Raw genomic sequence first — 19,738 nt, 5'->3', positions numbered from 1 at the left:
CACCTTATTGGACTACCAACACGCCGACACCCGCCAGCTTATTGCCTGCTTGGCCTTGTTCGAGGCATTTGTGCCAAAAGCTTTGTTAGGGGCGGTGATGGAGGGGGCGGATGTTGACCGCCATTTACAGGCCGCTATTGCGGTAGGCTTGGTGGAAACGGTGGCGGATGGGGTGTATGTCTCGCGCTTGCTGGTGCCGTTGGTGGCGGATATTTTGGATGCCGAGGAGCAACAGGCGGTTTATCGCTTGGCGGCGGAGTGCGTGTATGAGCTGTGGTGGGAGAGTGATTATGCCATTCGCCTTGAAGAGGTTTGGGAACTGAGCCGAATCGCCAAGCTGGGCGGGCAACTGCCTATTTATTCGCCAGTGACGGGGGCTTTGGCTAATCGCTTATATAAGTTGTGCCGTTATGATGAAGCCAAAGGCTTGTATGAAGCTCTGTTACCGATACGTCAAGCGTTAGGCGACAGAAAAGGCGAGAGCTTTGTTTATAACCAAATGGCTTTGATTCAGGACTTGCGGGGCGATTATGCGACTGCCTTGGCGTATTATGAACAAGCATTGCCCATTGACCGCGAACTCGGTAACAAACAAGGCGAAGGCGCGACGCTCAATAACATTTCCCAGATTTACAATGCCCAAGGCGACTACGGCACCGCCTTGCGCTACTTGGAGCAATCGTTGCAAATCCTGCAAGCCATCGGCGACAAATCCGGCGAAGGCGCGACGCTCAATAACCTTGCCACAACCGCACTCGCGCAAGGCGACTACGGCACCGCCTTACGCTACTTGGAGCAATCGCTGCAAATCCGGCAAGCCATCGGCGACAAATCCGGCGAAGGCGCGACGCTCAATAACCTTGCCGCAACTGCACACGCCCAAGGCGACTACGTCACCGCCTTGCGCTACTTGGAGCAAGCGCTACAAATCCAGCAAGCCATCGGCGACAAATCCGGCGAAGGCACGACGCTCAATAACATTTCCCAAATTTACGATGCCCAAGGCGACTACGACACCGCCTTGCGCTACTTGGAGCAAGCGCTGCACATCCGGCAAGCCATCGGCGACAAATCCGGCGAAGGCACGACGCTCAACAACATTTCTCAGATCTACGATGCCCAAGGCGACTACGGCACCGCCTTGCGCTACTTGGAGCAATCGTTGCAAATCCGGCAAGCCATCGGCGATAGTGCGGGTGAATGTAGGACTTTGTTTAATATGGGGCATATCCATTGGCAAAATGATGAACAGCAACAAGCTTTGGTGGCTTGGTTAACGGCTTATCGTATTGCTAAACAGATTGGTTTGGCCCAAGTGTTGCAGGCTTTGGAGGGCTTGGCTAAAGGCTTGGGCGGTGAGGGGTTGGATTATTGGGAGCAGTTAAGCTAAGCGCAGTAGGGGGCATAATATGGGCGTACTTAATAGACATCTTTCCTAAATGTTGCCATATCTCAGGTTAACCAGTGCAGCCACCAGGCTCCATGTCAGGGAGTAGTTTTTGTGTTTGCCCCGGTAAACGTCCTTGACAATCCTGAAAATTTTGCAGCGGCGGTTGACATGCTCAATGAAAACCCGCTGTTTTGAAAGGGCTTTGTTATGGGCTTTGTCCTCCGCAGAAAGCGGTTTGCCTTTTTGTTTCTTGACGGGCAATACCGAATTTTGGTGGAGGCCGTGCATCCCTTGGTATCCCGAATCTGCCAACAGCAGGGCGTCGGGGTGCAGCAACAGGCGGCATCCTTTGAAGACCGAAAAATCATGTTGACTGCCTTTGCCGACCACGACCGAGAGGATGGAGAGCGTCAACGCGCAAATGATGAGCTGCGCCTTAACCGTGTGGCTTTTTTTTTCCTGAGTAGAAGTCTTTTTGGCCTTTTACGGGGCGTTCGATGCGCTGCTCCGACGCGTCAATGATCAGGGTGGCGGACTGCCCCTCTTCCAGCAATGCCTTACGGTTGGGGAGCTTCTCAATTTTGGCCAACATCCTGGCCGTGCGCGAATACACCTTATGGCAATACGATTCGCTAATGCCAAAAACCGCCCCCAAATTTATCAGGGTCGGATAGTGGCGGAGGTAATAGAGGGTCAGCAACAGGCGGTCTTCCGTGGTCAGTTTGGAGTCTTTCCGGCCTCGCCTTGTCAACGGGCTGAGGGCTTTTTGTTCGCCGATGTAAACGCACAGCTTGCCGTTGAGGTGCTGGAAATCTTCTTTTGACAACCCGACAAGGCGTTTGTATTCTTCGGGGTTGTCGGTGGGTAGCTGGGCATACGGTTTCATGGCTTTTTCGCGGGTCAGGATAAAGCTTGGTATTTTAACCTGTCAACGCTTATATAGTCAGCAACATTTAGGAAAGATGTCTAATAGCGTCGTCGCTAAGCAAACCACAGGCTATATGTTGCCTCGTGCAATGGCTAAAGACCATTGCACTCCATTCCGTGTCGCTCAATGCGTGACGGTATCTTTATGTATCCCCGTCATTTCGGCTATTCCTTTATGCCCTATGGGTATGCCGGAATGACGGGTGGGTTAAAATATTGTCATGCTTATGGCGGTTTGTCATGGACTTATAAGTAAAAAACAGGGCTAACCCCCCAAATCACCCCCACCCCACAAGATTCTTTAACGCCCATTGCCAATTTCGGCTATTCTAATCCGTTTCTGAAACTCAAACTGTCCGATATGTCATTTACCAGCCAAAGTGAACACTTATTGTCCCGTTGGGGGAAGTGGAGTGTTGCCCATCCCTTGCTTATCTTACTCGTCGTCTGCGTGACGGTAGGCTTCGCATTTGTCTATACCGCCAATAACCTCAGCATCAATACCGACACCACCGAGCTGGTCGCGCCGGATGCGCCGTTCCAAAAAACCAGCCGTCGGTTTGAGCAGGCATTTCCCCAAGACATCCGCACGTTGCTGCTGGTGGTGGAATCGAGTACCCCGGAGTTGACCAAATCGGCGACCCAACGCTTAAGCCGTTTGTTAAACGCCGATAAGGTCAATTTTGAGTCGGTCTACACCCCGAACGATAACCCGTTTTTCCGCCGTAATGGCTTGCTGTATCTGGATAAGGCGGATTTGCAGGATTTGTCGGAGACTTTGTCCGAGGCGCAGCCGTTTATCGGGCGGATTTATCAGGAAACCCATTTGTCGGGCTTTTTTTCCATTATTGACGACGCGCTGACGGCAACAGGCGATAATGGCCCGGTGCCGATGGATTTGCCCGCGATGCTGAAAAAAGTCTCGGCGGCGTTGCATCAGACCATGAACGGCGACAAGGCTTTGTTATCGTGGGAAGAGCTGATCACCAACAGCAAGAAAGTCACCTCCAAAAACAGTTTTATTATTGTCCGGCCTAAGTTTGATTATGCCCGCATCCGTCCGGCGGAGGAGGCGATCAATTCGGTGCGCAAAGCGGTGGCGCAAATCCAAGAGGCCGATTTGCCGGAAGTGAAGGTGTGGCTCAGCGGTGAGGTGGGGCTGGAGGATGACGAGTTGTCCGGCATTAGCACCGGGACGTTTAACGCCAGCTTGTTTTCGGTGGTGGTGGTGCTGGGGATTTTGTTGGTGGCTTACCGCTCGGTGTATTTGACCTTGGCGACGTTAGTGACCTTGGCTTTAGGCATGGTGTTGTGCGGGGCGTTTGCGGCAGCGGCGGTGCGGGAGCTGAATTTGATTTCGGTGGCGTTTGCGGTGTCGAACATCGGTTTGGGGGTCGAGTATGCCATCCATTTTTGTTTGCGCTACCGCGATAACATCAACCATCATATTAATAAAGATAGGGCGATTATCAGCACCTTAACCTCGACTAGCCCGTCGTTGCTGCTGTGCGCAGGCACGACCGCGATAGGCTTGTATGCGTTTATCCCGACCGATTATCAGGGCGTGTCGGAATTGGGGCTGTTGGCGGGAACCAGTTTGTTTATCTGTCTGCTGGTGACGCTGATCGTTTTGCCCGTGCTATTAAAGCTGATTCCGATGACTGTATCGGCTACCCCTACCGTTAAAGTACCCTCAGGGTTTGAGCGTTTGCCGTCTAAGATAGCGGCGTTAACCATGCGTTATGCCAAGCCGATTGCGTTGTTGGTGGCGATGTTGGCGGTCGGGGCGGCATTTTTGGTGCCGCAAGTGCAGACCGATTTTAACCCGATTAATCTGCGTGACCCTAATACCGAATCGGTCATTGCCTTTAAGCGCCTGACCCAAGATAAGGAAACCACGCCGATGACGCTGACGGTGTTGGTGAAGGATGCGGACAAGGCCAAGGCTGTGCAAAAAAAGCTGGCGACGCTGGCGACGGTTGACAAAACCATCAGCCTGTTTGATTTCCAGCCGACCGATCAGGACGATAAGCTGGCGCTGATTGAGGACATGGCGTTGACCATGGGCATACAGACCCGCGAGTTTCCGCCGTTGAATATGGACAATAACCCGGTGCCGGCAATCCGGCATTTGCTGACCTCTTTGGCGGCTGTGTTGCCGAAAAAGACCGACCCGCAAGAAATTGCCATCTTGACGGGGTTCAGAGATGAATTGCAGGATATGTTGACCGAATACGACGCGCGTTTGCAACCTTATCGCCATGCGTTTGTCGATAAGGTGCAAACCGCGCTGATGGGGACGTTACCGCAAGTGATGAATGAGTTGCTGGGCAGCTTTGATGCGGGCGGGATTGCCTTGGCGGATATTCCTGACGATATTAAGAGCCGTTGGTTAAGTAAAGAGGGCTGGTACCGTATCCAGATCTTCCCTAAGCAGAATTTGAACGAATTGGCCAATATGGTGCAGTTCATCACCGATGTGCAGGCGGTAGAGCCTGATACCACCGATTTGCCGATTTTATATTGGGAGTCTATGAAGGCGGTGGTGGCGGCATTCCAAGAAGCGATTACCATTGCCTTAATCACCATCGCCTTGGTCTTGTTCAGCATCCGCCGCAATGTCACCGATACCTTGCTGATTATGACCCCATTGGTGTTGGCAGGCTTGTTTACGATGGCCAGCACGGTGCTGACCCACACCCCGATTAATTTCGCCAATATTATCGCCTTGCCGCTGTTATTGGGTTTTGGGGTCGATAACGGTATCCACATGGTGGAAAAATTGCGCCATTCCGCGATTGAAGAGAAAAATATGTATCAGTCCAGCACCGCTAGGGCGATGTTTTATGGCGCGTTGACCACTAGCTCCAGTTTTGCCGGCTTGGCGTTTTCTAGTCACCAAGGTATTGCCAGTATGGGCTTGGTGATTACAGTAGGGATTTTTTGGATTATGTTCAGCACTTTTATCATCTTGCCTGTCTTAAGCAAGTTGGTCTTGAAAGAGACGGATGTGGCGGCATGATGGGTTTTGGAACGAAAGGTAAACCTTATTGATTGTGGACTTGGGTTATGCGGTATTTGCGTTTAAACTACTAGCAAGCCAATGCGGTTGTGGCTATCTATTTAACATTGCTTGCTATGCGTTAATCATGGGTTTATGAATTATAAGATACCTTTATGCTTATTGGTGCTGGTGTTGGCAAATGTGTCTTATCTGGTGATAGTGCATTTTGTACCCGATTGGCATGTGCCCTATAAAGATGAGCTGGCCGAGGCTTTGTTGGGGCTGGACGGCACGGTATTTATGGTGTTTTTTATCGGCTATCTTTGGCAATGGCGGGCTGAGGCGCTGGCGGCCAATGATGAAGAGGCGCAAGAGGCGGCTTATTATGAAATGCCTGTGTTATCGCCGCAAAACCAGGATTATTTACGCGTCATTGAGCATATCCCCGATTTTTTATGCCTAAAAGACCGGGATGGGCATTGGTTGCGGGCGAGCCGGTCTTATCTGCTCAGTTTAAATTTGCAGGATGTCGATTATATTGGCAAAACCGATGACGAACTGATCGCGTTTCCGCAAAGCAACGCGCGGGCGTTACGCTTGAGCGGTATCCAAGATAAAAGTGCCTGGCATTTACGGCGCAAGGTTAAGGAAACGCGGGTTATTCCTCGGCTCGACAATAAGAGTGAAATTCTGGAGATTATCAGGACACCGGTTTTTGATGTCATGCAAAACCGTCTGTATTTGCTGGTCACCGGACATTTTGTCGACCAGACAGAAAAGACGAAGCTCGGTCAGGTGGAACAGGCGTTTCAGGTCTGCCATTGGTGTTTTGTGTTTTTGGATGCCCAGTTTAGGATTAACCGGGTTAATCCGGCCTTTACCCAGTTAACGGGCTATGTGTTTGACGAAATCAACCATCAGCCGATGTCGCGGATTATCGATGACCAAATTGAGCTGATCCGTACCGATTTTTTTAATAATGAGCAGGAAGTGTTATGGTCGGGGGAACTGAATTGTCGGCATAAAAACGGTAAGCTGTTGCCGGTGCGTTTGGATATTATCGCTATTGCCCAGGAAGGCAAAGAGGTGAGTTATTTTGCGACGCTGTTCGACATTACCGCGCAAAAGCAATCCGAGCAACGGGTCATGCAAATCGCCCATTATGATGATTTGACGGGGTTGGTGAACCGGGTGGTGTTTTTTAACCGCCTCAACCTGTTTTTGAAAGAGGTTAAGCATAAAACCTATTTTGCGGTGATTTTCTTTATTGATTTGGACCGATTTAAAACCGTTAATGATTCTTTAGGTCATGATGCGGGTAACAGCTTGCTGAAAGATACGGCGGTCAGGCTACGCGCGATTATGCGCGAAGATGATGTGGTGGCGCGGTTAAGCGGCGATGAGTTTGCTTTGTTGTTGCTGAACCAGACCTCCCATGAACAGGCGCTGTACTCGGCTTCGATGATTGCCGGGGAGATTATCCATAAATTATCAGAAGTGTACCATATCCAAAGCCGCGAAGTGTTTATCGGGGCGAGTGTCGGCATTTCTATGTATCCCGACGACGGCACGACCGCCGAGGTGCTGTTGAAACATGCCGATATTGCCATGTATGAGGCGAAAAAGCAGGGGCGCAATAATTATCAGTTTTACAAAAAAGATTATGCGGCGGCAACCCAAGACCGTTTGCTGATGGAACTGGATTTGCGCAAGGCCTTAGAGAAAAATGAATTGCAGTTGTACTACCAGCCCCAATATTACGCCGCCAGCCGCACCATTTTTGGTGCAGAGGTCTTAATCCGCTGGTTCCAAGGTTCGACTAAGCCGCCGAAAATGATCCCGCCTGATAAATTTATCTCGATTGCCGAGGAGACCGGGCTGATTGTCGAGATTGGCGAATGGATTATGAAGGTCGCCTGTTTGCAGATGAAAAAGTGGTTGCTGGCTGATTATCCTTTAAAACAGGTGTCCGTTAACGTCTCGGCGCGGCAGTTTACCGATAATAATTTCCTCAAATCGGTGGAAGATGCGCTCTCCCAAGCCAAGCTGGATTCCAAGCATTTGGAGTTGGAAATCACCGAATCTATGTTGGTCGGCGACATTAAGCAAATTGAGTTGCAGTTGCAGCGTTTGAAGAAAATGGGCATTAAAATTGCTTTAGATGATTTCGGCACGGGCTATTCGTCATTATCGTATCTGAAAAGCTTCCCCATTGATGTGCTGAAAATAGACCAATCGTTTATTCGGGAAATGACGGTCGAATCGAAAGATGCCCGATTGACCTCGGCGATTATTGAAATGGGACATTCTTTGGGGCAAAAAATCATTGCCGAAGGGGTGGAGACGGAGCAGCAATTGGAATATTTGACCCATCGCGGCTGTGACATCATCCAAGGCTATTTTTTTAGCAAGCCGTTGCCGACGCAAGACATGACCAACTTGCTGGCAAAAGAAGCCCAACGCCATTTGACCAGCAGCCAAAGAAAGGCCTTGCCGTCTTCGTCCCAGGATACGGGATTTTTTGATAAAGGACTTTTGTAAATGCCAAAGCCCTTTAAGTATCTGGACGCGGCGGAGATTTTTGAAAAAATGTGAATTATATCACAGCCCTTGCCGCAGGGCGGGGGTGGCCATAAAGGCTGGCGATGCTTTTGAGAGGCTGTGCCGTGTCTGCGTACTCAGGTAAATTTGCTAAAACGAGTGCATTGCTTCCCTTCATTTGTATATACTATGTCGAACTGCGCGTGTATTTCTTACTAGGCGTTGCCGCCTAAAACACCGTTCACCAGCCTATTTCAAGCAATGACTTTAAAAAGCGTATTGACTGCGTTACCCGCCTACCCCCCAATCTGGCACAAAAGAACCCAACAGGATAGGCTTAGGCGGTATCCGCCGGGTTTGGCATTTTTTAATGTTACCCATGCTATGCCGTTGCGCTAAACGATCAACCCCCACAGGATCAAACCCAAACAGGATTAACCATGATGAAGAGTCTAATATCAGAAATTACCGGACAGAATGATATTGATCCGGCAGAAACCAGGGAGTGGATTGAAGCTTTACAATCCGTACTGGAACAGGATGGCAGCGAACGGGCGCATTTTCTGATTGAACAACTGGTGGCGGTGACCCGCCATTCAGGATTTGATATTCCCTTTAGTGCGAATACGGCGTATCTCAACACCATTCCGGTCGAGCGGATGGCGCAATTTCCCGGCGATGCGACGATAGAGCAAAAAATCCGTTCTTATGTGCGCTGGAACGCGATGATGATGGTGTTACGCGCCAACAAGCATACCAATGTCGGTGGCCATATTGCCAGTTTTGCTTCGGCGGCGACGCTGTATGATGTCGGCTATAACCATTTTTGGCACGCCGCCAGCGACCATCATGGCGGGGATTTGATTTATACCCAAGGCCATTTAACCCCAGGCGATTACGCACGGGCGTTTTTGATGGGCAGGTTGACGCAAGAACAAATGGACAGCTTCCGCCAAGAAGTCAACGGCAACGGTTTGCCGTCTTATCCGCATCCGTGGCTGATGCAGGATTTTTGGCAGTTCCCGACCGTGTCGATGGGCTTGGGGCCGATTATGGCGATTTATCAGGCGCGGTTTATGCGTTATTTGCAAGACCGGGGGTTTGCCGATACCGCTAACCGTAAGGTATGGAGCTTCTTAGGCGATGGCGAGACGGATGAGCCGGAATCTTTGGGCGCCATTGGTATGGCCGGACGTGAAAAGCTGGATAATCTGATTTTTGTCGTCAATTGTAATTTGCAGCGTTTGGACGGGCCGGTGCGCGGCAACGGCAAGATCATCCAAGAGCTGGAAAGCGAATTCCGGGGCGCGGGTTGGAATGTCATTAAAGTCGTATGGGGCCAGCGTTGGGATACTCTGTTGGCGCGGGATAAGCAAGGCTTGCTGATTGCGCGGATGATGGAATGTGTAGACGGCGATTTCCAAACCTTTAAGGCCAAAGATGGCGGCTATGTCCGGGAGTTTTTCTTCAACAGCCCTGAGCTGAAAGCGATGGTCGCCGATTGGTCTGACCGTGATATTTGGGAACTAAATCGGGGTGGCCATGATCCTGCTAAAGTCTATGCGGCTTTCCATGCGGCGGTTAACCATAAAGGCCAACCGACGGTGATTTTGGCGAAAACGATTAAGGGTTATGGCATGGGCGAATCCGGCCAAGCGCAAAATATCACCCACCAACAGAAAAAAATGAGCCCCAGTTCGCTGACCCATTTCCGTGACCGTTACGAGTTGCCGGTCACGGACGACCAACTGCACGAACTGCCGTACCTGACTTTCGCGGAAGGTTCTAAGGAACTGGAGTATATGCTTAAACGCCGTGCCGATTTGGGCGGGCATTTGCCGTTACGCCGCAGCAAGTCCTACGCGTTGGATGTGCCGGTGTTAAGCGATTTTAAGGCGTTGTTGGAAGCGACGGGCGAAGGCCGCGAAATTTCCACAACAATGGCTTTTGTGCGTTTAATTAATATCCTCGCCAAAGACAAAAATATCGGTAAGCGAATTGTGCCGATTGTCCCTGACGAGTCGAGAACCTTCGGTATGGAAGGCATGTTCCGGCAAATGGGCATTTGGTCGCAAGTCGGTCAGTTATACACGCCGCAAGATGCCAAAGAGCTGATGTTCTATAAGGAAGACAAGCACGGGCAGATTTTGCAGGAAGGCATTAACGAGGCTGGCGGTCTGTGCGACTGGATTGCGGCGGGTACGTCTTATTCTACCCATAACGTGCCGATGATCCCGTTTTTCATTTATTATTCCATGTTTGGTTTCCAACGGGTCGGCGATTTGATTTGGGCCGCTGCCGATCAGCGTACCCGTGGTTTCTTAATGGGCGGTACGGCAGGGCGTACGACTTTGAATGGCGAAGGCTTGCAGCATGAAGACGGTCATAGCCATCTGATGGCGGCGACTGTACCGAACTGCGTTTCTTATGATCCTACTTACTCTTACGAGCTGACGGTGATTATCCAAGACGGGTTGCGCCGCATGTATGTCGAACAGGAAGATGTGTTCTATTACATCACCGTGATGAACGAAAATTACGAGCATCCGGCCTTACCGAAAGGCGAGGAAAATAACATCCTCAAGGGGATGTACAGTTTCCGCCAAGGTGCGGACACCAAAGGCCCACGGGTGCAGTTGTTGGGTTCGGGGACTATTTTCCGGGAAGTTGAATTCGCCGCCGAGTTGTTGCGCACCGATTGGGGCGTGGAAGCCGATTTGTGGAGTTGCCCTAGCTTTACCGAATTGGCCAGGGATGGGCAACATTGCGAGCGCTGGAACCGTCTGCATCCGACCGAGCCGCCTAAGCAAGCGCATGTTGCGGCCTGTTTGGCGAAAACTGTCGGGCCGGTCATTGCCGCCACCGATTATACCCGTGCCTTTGCCGAGCAAATCCGCAGTCTGATTGCCGCCCCTTATACGGTATTAGGTACGGACGGTTTTGGCCGTTCGGATACCCGCGAGAATTTGCGGCGCTTTTTTGAAGTGGACCGCTACCATGTCACTATTGCCGCATTGAAGAGCCTGGCTGACTTGGGGCAATTTGAGCTTGCCAAAGTTGACGTGGCGATCGCCAAATACGGTATTTCGCCAGATGTCAAAGCACCGTGGCTAATGTAATCCAAGGATAAGAAGATGACCGATAATAATAAAACTGGGTTGTTTGAAATTAAAGTGCCTGATGTCGGTAACGTACCGTCTATTGATGTCGTGGAAGTGCTGATTAAAGTCGGTGACGTTATTGAATTGGAGCAGACGGTCGCTACGGTAGAAACCGATAAGGCTTCTATGGAATTGCCGTCCAATGCTGCCGGGACAGTCAAAGAAGTCTTTATCAAGCCGGGCGATAAGGTTGCCGAAGGGGCGTTAATCGCTACTGTCATGGTTGCCGAATCGGGGCAGGAGGCTGTTGAGCAGCCTGCCGCTCCGGCAGCGGCCACCCCAGCGGTGGCTAGCCCTGCGCCAGAGGCCGCAGTAGCCGCCGCGCCCGTTCCGCCTGCACCGAAAGCGGCTGTGGCCGAAACAGTTGCACCGATTAGCGGTACAGGGGCAAAAGCCCATGCGTCGCCTTCGGTGCGTTTGTTCGCCCGCGAGTTGGGTGTCGATATCGGTAAGGTTACGGCGGGTAGTGGCCGCAAAGGCCGGATTTTGAAAGACGATGTGAAAAACTTCGTCAAGAAAGTCATGGCTGAGGGTCTGCCGGGTACGGCGGGTGCGGGTATCCCTAGCATCCCGGCGGTCGATTTCTCGCCGTTCGGTGCTACTGAAGTGCAAAAACTAAGCAAGATCAAGCGTCTGACCGGACAGAACCTGACCCGGGTCTGGTTGAACCTGCCGATGGTGACGTATCACGAAGAAGCGGATATTACCGATATGGAAGCCTTCCGCAATGCGCTGAATGCCGAAAAAGGTAAGGATGAAATTAAGATCACCGGCTTGATGTTTATCATTAAGGCATTGGTTGCCGCGATGCAGCAGTTCCCTAGCTTTAATGCCTCGCTGTCCAGCGATGGTGAAAGCCTGATCCTGAAAAAATATTTTAATATCGGTATTGCCGTCGATACCCCTAATGGCCTAGTTGTGCCGGTGTTGCGTGATGTCAATACCAAGAGCATTAACCAATTGGCGGTGGAGTTGGCGGAGAAAAGTGCGAAAGCCCGCCAAGGCAAATTGATGCCGGCGGATATGCAGGGCGGTTGCCTGACCATTTCCAGTTTGGGCGGCATTGGCGGCACGGCGTTTACGCCGATAGTCAACGCCCCGGAAGTGGCGATTTTAGGTGTGACCCGGGCTAAAATGCAGCCAGTCTGGAACGGTAAGGAATTTATACCCCGGTTGATGTTACCGCTGGATTTGACCTATGACCATAGGGTCATAGACGGTGCCGAAGGGGCGCGTTTTATGGCGGTCATCAAGCAAAACTTAAGCGACATCCGCCGTTTGTTACTTTAAATTTAAGAGAGATAGACATGAGTGAAACAGTTCTTGACGCGGAAGTGTTGGTATTAGGTGGCGGCCCCGGCGGCTACAGTGCGGCGTTTCGGGCGGCGGATTTAGGTAAGCAAGTGGTTTTGGTGGAACGTGAACCGGTGTTGGGCGGCGTGTGTCTGAATGTCGGCTGTATTCCGTCTAAAGCGTTGTTGCACACCGCCTTGGTTATCCATGAAGCGGATGAAATGGCCGAACACGGTATCAGTTTCGGTAAGCCAGTGCTGGATTTGGATAAAATCCGCGCCTCTAAAGAAGGTGTGACCAAGACCTTAAACGGTGGCTTGTCTGCCTTGGCTAAACAACGTAAAGTCACTGTTGTTCACGGCGTGGGGCAATTTGCCTCAGCCAATAGCCTGACGGTACAAGGCGAAGCCGGCACTACTGTGGTTAATTTCCAGCAAGCGATTATCGCGGCAGGGTCGCAACCGACGAAAATTCCTTCATTCCCGAACGATGACCCGCGTTTGTGGGATTCGACCGGGGCGTTGGCCTTAAGCCAAATCCCTAACAAGTTGCTGATTGTCGGCGGCGGTATTATCGGTTTGGAAATGGCGACGGTTTACCATGCGTTTGGCTCGCAAATCAGCGTGGTCGAATTGATGGATCAGATTATCCCGGGTTGCGATAAAGATTTGGTTACGCCGCTGTTCCGCCGCATCAAGAAACAATACCAAAATATCTGGCTGGAAACCCGCGTCACGGCGATTGAGGCTTTGCCGGAAGGTTTGAAGGTATCGTTTGAGGGTAAGGGCGCACCCGAATCGGAACTGTTTGATGCCGTTTTGGTAGCCGTGGGCCGCCGTCCTAACGGTAAGTTGGTTGGTGCCGAATTGGCGGGGGTCGAAGTCAACGAGCAAGGTTTTATCACCGTCGATAAGCAACAGCGTACCAATGTGCCGCATATCTTCGCCATTGGCGATATTGTCGGCAATCCGATGTTGGCGCATAAGGCCGTCCATGAAGGTAAGGTGGCCGCCGAGGTGATTGCCGGACACAAAGCCAGTTTTGATGCCCTGACTATTCCGTCGGTGGCTTATACCGATCCTGAAATCGCGTGGATGGGCTTGACCGAAAACCAAGCCAAACAACAGGGCATAGACTACGATAAGGCGGCTTTCCCTTGGGCGGCGAGCGGCCGTTCGTTAAGCATGGGCCGCAAAGAAGGCATTACCAAAATCCTGTGCGAAAAAGACACGGGCAGGATTCTCGGTGCCGGTATGGTCGGTCCTAACGCGGGCGAACTGATTGCCGAAGCGGTATTGGCGTTGGAAATGGGCGCTGATGCCGAAGATATTAGCCTGACTATCCATCCGCATCCGACTTTGTCAGAAACGTTTGCCTTTGCGGCGGAAATGATTACGGGTACGATTACTGACCTTTATATTAAAAAATAAGCGCCGGTGAATTTTTCAAGGCCATTATTTGGCTTGCTATTCTTAATAGATATAAGGCTTTGAATAACAAATTATCTTCCCTCTGGGCTTATCGTGGTTTTGTGCTGGGTAGTGTCAAGCGCGAATTTCAATCTAAGTACCAGAACTCTATGTTGGGAGCCGTATGGACTATCATTAATCCGCTTGCGATGATTGTGGTGTATACGGTTATTTTTTCGCAAGTCATGCGCTCTAGGTTGCCGGGTATAGATAGCGATTTTGCGTACAGCATTTATCTTTGCGCAGGCGTGTTGACGTGGAATTTATTTGCTGAACTGGTAAGCCGTAGCCAAAATGTTTTTTTTGAATATGCTACGCTGATTAAGAAATTGAATTTTCCCCGCATTTGCTTGCCTGTTATTGTCGTATTAAACTCCCTGCTCAATTTCGGGATTATTTTCGGCTTATTCAGTATATTTCTGGTTTTAAGCGGCAATTTTCCCGGATGGCCTTTTTTGGCAGTATTGCCCGTGTTGGCTATTCAAGTGCTATTTTCGATAGGCTTGGGTATCACCTTAGGTGTGCTTAATGTTTTTTTCCGCGATGTAGGCCAGTTTTTTGGTATTGTCATCCAGTTTTGGTTTTGGTTTACGCCTATCGTTTACCCCATCACCATTTTGCCAGAAAATATACGCGGCTTATTGGCCTTTAACCCTATGTTCGCCATTATCCACGCTTATCAAAATATTCTCCTCAATGGCTTATGGCCGCAATGGGCAACGTTACTACCCGTTGCTATACTTAGCCTGATCCTCTGTTGGCTGGCGTTCCATCTTTTTAGCAAGCGATCCGGCGAAATGGTGGACGAACTTTAATGGGCAGCATTACTGTTAGCAATCTGAGCAAAGCGTATAAGCAATATCCTAGCCGCTGGTCACGGCTGGCAGAATGGCTATCGCCTTTTAATAAACCCCGCCACCAATTGAAATGGGTGTTGCGCGATATTAATTTCACTATCCATCCGGGTGAGGCTGTAGGCATTATCGGCATCAATGGTGCGGGTAAAAGCACGCTGCTGAAAATGATTACGGGCACAACGCAACCGACCACCGGTTCAGTTACCATGACCGGACGTGTTGCCGCAATGCTGGAGCTGGGCATGGGCTTTCACCCTGAGTTTACGGGTAGGCAAAACGTTTTTATGGCGGGTCAATTGCTCGGTTATAGTGTCGCCGATATTCATCGGTTTATGCCGGACATAGAGGCTTTTGCTGAAATAGGCGATTACCTTGACCAGCCAGTGCGGGTTTATTCCAGCGGTATGCAGATGCGTTTGGCTTTTAGTGTCGCTACCGCCCAACGGCCCGATATTTTGATTATCGATGAAGCATTGTCGGTGGGTGACGCTTATTTCCAACACAAAAGTTTTGCTAGGATACGCGAATTTGGCCTGCAAGGTACGACGCTGTTGATTGTCTCGCACGACAAAGCCGCTATCCAGTCGATTTGTAATCGGGCTATTCTTATCAATGCGGGTAGCGTTATTAAGGAAGGGACTCCAGAAGCAATCATGGATTATTATAATGCCATGTTAGCGGAGCGTGATCATGAAATGGTCAGGCTTAATATTACGGATGATGGCAAAGTGCAAACCGTTTCGGGATCTGGTGAAGCGATGGTAAGCGATATTGCGTTACTGAATAGTTCAGACGCCAAAGTGGAGGTGGTGGATGTCGGTCAAGCTGTTTGCTTGCAAATAACCGTTGCCGTACACAAGGAACTGCCTGAATTGGTGTTGGGCTATATGATTAAGGATAGGTTGGGACAGCCTGTTTTTGGGATTAATACCCATCATTTATGCCAAACGTTAAGCAATGTGTCTGCTGGCGAGTCTATCTGTTTTAAGTTTGCCTTCGCCGCCAATTTAGGTGAGGGCAGTTATTCCATCGCGGTTGCGCTGCACACTTCGGATACCCATATTGGGAAAAACTATGAATGGAGAGATTTAGCATTGGTTTTTAATGTTATCAATATGAGCAGGAAGCGTTTTGTTGGCGTCGCTTGGCTCTCTCCCGAACTTGAGGTTTTCCGATGAGCGATGCGTTTTACAGGTCTTTTGAGGATAGGTTTCGTGGCTCGCGTGAGTTAGTGAAATGCCGGCTGGGTATTTATCTCCCTTTTGTCGAATCCGTGAAAGCCTTATATCCCGATGCCCGTGCCATTGATTTAGGCTGTGGGCGGGGTGAATGGTTAGAGCTTTTACTTGGGACGGGGATTGAAGCGAAAGGTGTCGATATTGATGAAAACATGCTATCCGCTTGTAGGGACACAGGGTTAGATGTTGAAATAGGTAGCGCTGTCTCCTATTTGCAAAAATTGCCGGATGACAGTATGGCTATTGTATCCGCTTTTCATTTGATCGAGCATATTCCATTTATTGATTTACAAATTTTGGTTCAGGAAGCATTACGGGTGTTAAAGCCTGCTGGCCTGTTGATTTTGGAAAGTCCTAATTCCGAAAATATAGTGGTCGGTACGGTAGGGTTTTATATGGACCCTACCCATCAACGCCCCATTCCGCCGCCTTTGTTAGCTTTTTTACCCGAATATTATGGCTTTGGCCGTACAAAAATTTTGCGTTTGCAGGAACCTGCCGAATTGCTCTCAAGTAAAAATCCAAGCCTTGCCGATGTGTTTAATGGGGTAAGCCCAGATTATGCGATAGTTGCCCAAAAGAATGCCTTACCTGAAGAGTTGTCGGTTTTTTCAGTTTGTTTCGGGCATGAGTATGGGTTAACACTCGGTACACTATCGGCTTGGTATGATGAGCAACTACAGGCCAAAATCAATCAGGCCATCAGTATCGCGGAACAGGCGCAAGCAGCAGTGGAACATATTAACAAAAAAAACGAACAGACATTGGCGGCAATGCAACAAGCCGTTGCCAAATTAGATGCGGTATCTGACAGCCGTTCTTGGCGAATCACTGCCCTTTTGCGTTGGATTGCCTTCCAATTGAGGCTGTTGAAAGAACATGGCCCTGTTATGCGGATTAAGGCCTTGGTGAAAAAATGTGCTAAACCGCTGGTAAGCTACGCGATGAGCGTTGTGGACAGCCATCCCTTGTGTGTTGCAATAGCAAGGAAATTCGGGGTATATGAAGCCTTGCGGTCTGCTTATTTTAGGATGGGGCCGCATATTTTAAATACGGATAATTTTGCCTCCCCGTCCGGGGCAGACAATACGTCTACGCTACAACTGGGCCAGCGTGCCCAGCAAATTTATAACGGCTTGATGGATGCTATCGATCAACACAAAGGAAGAAGCTGATGCGTATAGTCATTGATATGCAAGGGGCGCAAACGGAGAGCCGATTTCGGGGGATAGGCCGTTCTGCCTTATCATTAACGTTAGCGCTAGTACGCAATGCCGGCACACATGATATTTGGTTGGTTCTCAATGCCGCTTTTCCTGACAGTATTTTCTCAATACGGAAAGCGTTTGCCGATTTGCTTCCAGAGTCGCGCCTGCGTGTGTTTGATATACCGACACCCGTGGCGGAGCGTGAGCCTGCCAATGTTTGGCGGGCTAGGGCGGGTGAAAAAATCCGCGAACATTTTTTACAGCAGTTACAGCCTGATTTTGTCTTAATTCCCAGTCTGTTTGAAGGTTATGTCGATGACGCGGTGTCTTCAATAGGGCTGTTTGCGCCTAACATTAAAACGGCGGTGGTTTTGCATGATCTGATCCCATTGATGAAGCCAAATGTATACTTAGCGCAGCCGCAGCAAAGGCATTATTACGATGGCAAAATCCAATCGTTAAAAAAGGCCGATTTACTGTTTTCAATCTCTGCCCATTCCAAGCAAGAGGCTGTGCAGGCCTTAGGTTTGCAGGAACATAGCATTATCACTATTGCTTCGGCGGCTGATGGCTGTTTTAGGCCGGAGAGTTACGGACATGAAACCGTCTCGGCATTGTTTTTGCGCCTTGGCATCTCGCGGAAAGTGGTCATGTATGCGCCTGGAGGCTTTGATCCGCGTAAAAACTTTGTGAATTTATTTGCCGCTTATGCCGGGTTGCCCCAAAATTTGCGCGATACGCATCAGTTGGTCATTGTCAGCAAAATTACGGACGGTGATCGGCAAAATTTGCAGGCGTTGCGTAAAAAATCTGGGCTTGCGGAACATGAAGTGGTGGTGACGGGCTATGTATCCGACGCGGAGCTTATCCTGCTTTATAACCGGGCCACGTTGTTTGTGTTTCCTTCCCGACATGAAGGCTTTGGGTTGCCGGTATTGGAGGCAATGTCTTGCGGAACCCCGACGATAGGCTCCGATACGACCAGCATTCCAGAAGTGATTGGTTTTCAAGAGGCGTTGTTCGACCCGGATTCTGTAGCCTCCATCAGCGCTAAGATAACTCAGGCTTTAACGGATGATGCCTTCCGCCATCAATTAAGCCAACACGGTTTGCAACAGGCGGCAAAGTTTTCGTGGGATTCGTGCGCCCTTAAAATATGGACGGCTTTTGAAGGTTACCCTAAGCGGCAGGGTTCGGATCTTGCGGCGGAAGTTTCGGGCAGTTTTAATAATGTACTGGATGCCATAGCGCATATCAGTTGCCCCTGTGAATATTCTGAGGCTGATTTACGGCAAGTTGCCAAGGCGATTGCATTTAATACTGCCGTCGGCTTGCCCAGACAATTGCTGTATGATATTTCGGAACTTGTCCAACGCGATGCAAAGTCCGGTATTCAGCGGGTCGTGCGCAGTATATTGCTGGAGTTGTTCACTATTGATTTCGATGGGCTAGTGGTACGGCCTATTTATTTCGATGGTCAGCAATACCGTTATGCCGAGCGTTTTTCGGCACGCTTTTTAGGGAAACCCGACGCGGATATTGCCGATGGCGTGGTTGAGTTTAACCAAGGGGACACTTATCTTGCGGTCGATCTGAACGCCCACTTAACCCCATTCCTTCATCCCTTACATGCGCGTTTGCAGGCTCAAGGGGTTTATGTGTACTTTGTTGTCCATGACATATTGCTGCTTCAGCGGCCAGATTGGTGGCCTGAGGGTACATCGGCTGTCTTTGCTAAATGGTTGGCCAGCATTACCGAGGTTGCTACGGGGTTGATTTGTGTTTCTGAGACAGTGGCCAATCAAGTCAGGGCATGGGTGAATGCTAACCCGCCGCCTAGGCTGATGCCATTGCCCATCAGCTTTTTCCATTTGGGCGCTGACGTGGAAAATAGCGTGCCGACTTTAGGGATACCTGATGATGCCGATACGGTGTTATCGGCACTTAGCCAAGCCCCTAGTTTTTTGAGTGTCGGTACAATTGAGCCGCGCAAAGGCCATGCCCAAACATTAGCGGCGTTTGAATTGCTCTGGTCAGAAGGGGTTGATGTCAATTTAGTGATCGTCGGCAAGCAAGGTTGGATGATCGAAAGCTTGGCTAGCCGTTTAAAAAACCATAAATTGCTCAACAAACGCTTGTTCTGGCTGCAAGGCATCAGTGATGAGTATTTGGAGAAAGTCTATGGTGCAAGCACCTGTTTGCTTGCCGCCAGCGAAGGGGAAGGTTTTGGCTTGCCGCTGATTGAAGCGGCTAACCAACGGTTGCCTATTATTGCCCGGGACATTCCGATATTCCGTGAAGTGGCGGGTGAATATGCCTATTTCTTCAATGGCTTGCAGCCAGAAATGCTCGCCGATGCCATTCATCAGTGGCTGGGTTTATATGCCGCAGAGGCCGCGCCTAAGTCAGATAATATGCCGTGGCAGAAATGGTGCCAAAGTACCCGGCAATTACTGGCTGCCATGCAGATTAGTGAACGGGTATGAAATAGTGATCTGGCTTTTTTGCCCGCCACACGCGTAGGTGGGCATAAAAAAAGCCGGAATCCACCTAGGTTTTAAATAATCTGGGCATTGTATTGCGTTAAAAATAATGTGGTTTTAAGCAATATACGACCATTTGCTGCATATCCTTTCCTTAGATTTATACC

At 50.0% G+C, this 19,738-nt stretch carries 13 protein-coding genes; 11 read left to right on the top strand and 2 right to left on the bottom strand.

Annotation, left to right across the window (positions count from 1 at the left end; genetic code table 11):
* Positions 1 to 7: 7 nt before the first annotated feature.
* Positions 8 to 1,390 carry a tetratricopeptide repeat protein gene (locus CEK71_RS07030; RefSeq protein ID WP_088618723.1) on the top strand — a complete coding sequence of 461 codons (1,383 nt, stop codon included), beginning with the start codon at positions 8 to 10 and terminating at the stop codon, positions 1,388 to 1,390.
* 45 nt (positions 1,391 to 1,435) lie between these two features.
* On the opposite strand, the gene CEK71_RS23565 is transcribed toward CEK71_RS07030, so the two are convergent.
* The gene (locus CEK71_RS23565) at positions 1,436 to 1,813 is read right to left on the bottom strand and encodes a transposase family protein (protein ID WP_232463817.1); all 378 of its coding nucleotides are present in this window, start codon (positions 1,811 to 1,813) and stop codon (positions 1,436 to 1,438) included.
* Between the two features lie 13 nt (positions 1,814 to 1,826).
* Positions 1,827 to 2,276 carry a transposase family protein gene (locus tag CEK71_RS23560; RefSeq protein WP_088618721.1) on the bottom strand — a complete coding sequence of 150 codons (450 nt, stop codon included), beginning with the start codon at positions 2,274 to 2,276 and terminating at the stop codon, positions 1,827 to 1,829.
* Positions 2,277 to 2,352: 76 nt separating this feature from the next.
* Between CEK71_RS23560 and CEK71_RS22450 the strand changes: the two genes are divergently transcribed.
* The 10 genes from CEK71_RS22450 to CEK71_RS06975 all read left to right on the top strand — a co-directional run bounded on the left by CEK71_RS22450 (position 2,353) and on the right by CEK71_RS06975 (position 19,574).
* Positions 2,353 to 2,517: a hypothetical protein gene (locus CEK71_RS22450; RefSeq protein ID WP_157679036.1), complete on the top strand. Its 165-nt coding sequence runs from the start codon at positions 2,353 to 2,355 to the stop codon at positions 2,515 to 2,517.
* 161 nt (positions 2,518 to 2,678) lie between these two features.
* Entirely contained in the window at positions 2,679 to 5,339 is a 2,661-nt protein-coding gene (locus CEK71_RS07015) for an MMPL family transporter (protein ID WP_088618720.1), read from the top strand.
* 135 nt (positions 5,340 to 5,474) lie between these two features.
* The gene (locus CEK71_RS07010) at positions 5,475 to 7,862 is read left to right on the top strand and encodes a putative bifunctional diguanylate cyclase/phosphodiesterase (protein ID WP_088618719.1); all 2,388 of its coding nucleotides are present in this window, start codon (positions 5,475 to 5,477) and stop codon (positions 7,860 to 7,862) included.
* A 440-nt stretch (positions 7,863 to 8,302) separates the two neighbouring features.
* Positions 8,303 to 10,981 (top strand): pyruvate dehydrogenase (acetyl-transferring), homodimeric type, encoded by a 2,679-nt coding sequence (aceE, locus tag CEK71_RS07005; RefSeq protein ID WP_088618718.1) that lies wholly within the window; start codon positions 8,303 to 8,305, stop codon positions 10,979 to 10,981.
* A gap of 15 nt (positions 10,982 to 10,996) precedes the next feature.
* Positions 10,997 to 12,313, top strand: coding sequence for a dihydrolipoyllysine-residue acetyltransferase (gene aceF / locus CEK71_RS07000; RefSeq protein WP_088618717.1), 1,317 nt, complete (start codon positions 10,997 to 10,999; stop codon positions 12,311 to 12,313).
* 17 nt (positions 12,314 to 12,330) lie between these two features.
* The gene (lpdA, locus tag CEK71_RS06995; protein ID WP_088618716.1) at positions 12,331 to 13,746 is read left to right on the top strand and encodes a dihydrolipoyl dehydrogenase; all 1,416 of its coding nucleotides are present in this window, start codon (positions 12,331 to 12,333) and stop codon (positions 13,744 to 13,746) included.
* Positions 13,747 to 13,805: 59 nt separating this feature from the next.
* Positions 13,806 to 14,600 (top strand): ABC transporter permease, encoded by a 795-nt coding sequence (locus CEK71_RS06990; RefSeq protein WP_088618715.1) that lies wholly within the window; start codon positions 13,806 to 13,808, stop codon positions 14,598 to 14,600.
* Positions 14,600 to 15,820 carry an ABC transporter ATP-binding protein gene (locus CEK71_RS06985; RefSeq protein WP_088618714.1) on the top strand — a complete coding sequence of 407 codons (1,221 nt, stop codon included), beginning with the start codon at positions 14,600 to 14,602 and terminating at the stop codon, positions 15,818 to 15,820. The genes CEK71_RS06990 and CEK71_RS06985 overlap by 1 nt, the downstream gene beginning before the upstream one ends.
* A complete protein-coding gene (locus tag CEK71_RS06980; RefSeq protein WP_088618713.1) occupies positions 15,817 to 17,055 on the top strand; it encodes a class I SAM-dependent methyltransferase in 1,239 nt (412 codons plus the stop codon). The genes CEK71_RS06985 and CEK71_RS06980 overlap by 4 nt, the downstream gene beginning before the upstream one ends.
* On the top strand, positions 17,055 to 19,574 hold the full coding sequence (locus CEK71_RS06975) for a glycosyltransferase family 4 protein (RefSeq protein WP_088618712.1): 2,520 nt from the start codon (positions 17,055 to 17,057) through the stop codon (positions 19,572 to 19,574). Before CEK71_RS06980 ends, CEK71_RS06975 begins: the two co-directional genes overlap by 1 nt.
* Positions 19,575 to 19,738 lie beyond the last annotated feature (164 nt).

This window comes from Methylovulum psychrotolerans, from assembly GCF_002209385.1.
GTDB lineage: Bacteria > Pseudomonadota > Gammaproteobacteria > Methylococcales > Methylomonadaceae > Methylovulum > Methylovulum psychrotolerans.
The sequence above is the reverse complement of the archived record's forward strand: the minus strand, read 5'-3'. Positions and strand labels throughout refer to the sequence as shown.

What these genes read in the sequence shown, in the direction of transcription:
- CEK71_RS23560 (WP_088618721.1), bottom strand. Translation starts at nt 2,276, where the DNA reads ATGAAACCGTATGCCCAGCTACCCACCGACAACCCCGAAGAATACAAA.
- CEK71_RS22450 (WP_157679036.1), top strand. Translation starts at nt 2,353, where the DNA reads ATGTCTAATAGCGTCGTCGCTAAGCAAACCACAGGCTATATGTTGCCT.
- CEK71_RS07015 (WP_088618720.1), top strand. Translation starts at nt 2,679, where the DNA reads ATGTCATTTACCAGCCAAAGTGAACACTTATTGTCCCGTTGGGGGAAG.
- CEK71_RS07010 (WP_088618719.1), top strand. Translation starts at nt 5,475, where the DNA reads ATGAATTATAAGATACCTTTATGCTTATTGGTGCTGGTGTTGGCAAAT.
- aceE (WP_088618718.1), top strand. Translation starts at nt 8,303, where the DNA reads ATGATGAAGAGTCTAATATCAGAAATTACCGGACAGAATGATATTGAT.
- aceF (WP_088618717.1), top strand. Translation starts at nt 10,997, where the DNA reads ATGACCGATAATAATAAAACTGGGTTGTTTGAAATTAAAGTGCCTGAT.
- lpdA (WP_088618716.1), top strand. Translation starts at nt 12,331, where the DNA reads ATGAGTGAAACAGTTCTTGACGCGGAAGTGTTGGTATTAGGTGGCGGC.
- CEK71_RS06985 (WP_088618714.1), top strand. Translation starts at nt 14,600, where the DNA reads ATGGGCAGCATTACTGTTAGCAATCTGAGCAAAGCGTATAAGCAATAT.
- CEK71_RS06980 (WP_088618713.1), top strand. Translation starts at nt 15,817, where the DNA reads ATGAGCGATGCGTTTTACAGGTCTTTTGAGGATAGGTTTCGTGGCTCG.
- CEK71_RS06975 (WP_088618712.1), top strand. Translation starts at nt 17,055, where the DNA reads ATGCGTATAGTCATTGATATGCAAGGGGCGCAAACGGAGAGCCGATTT.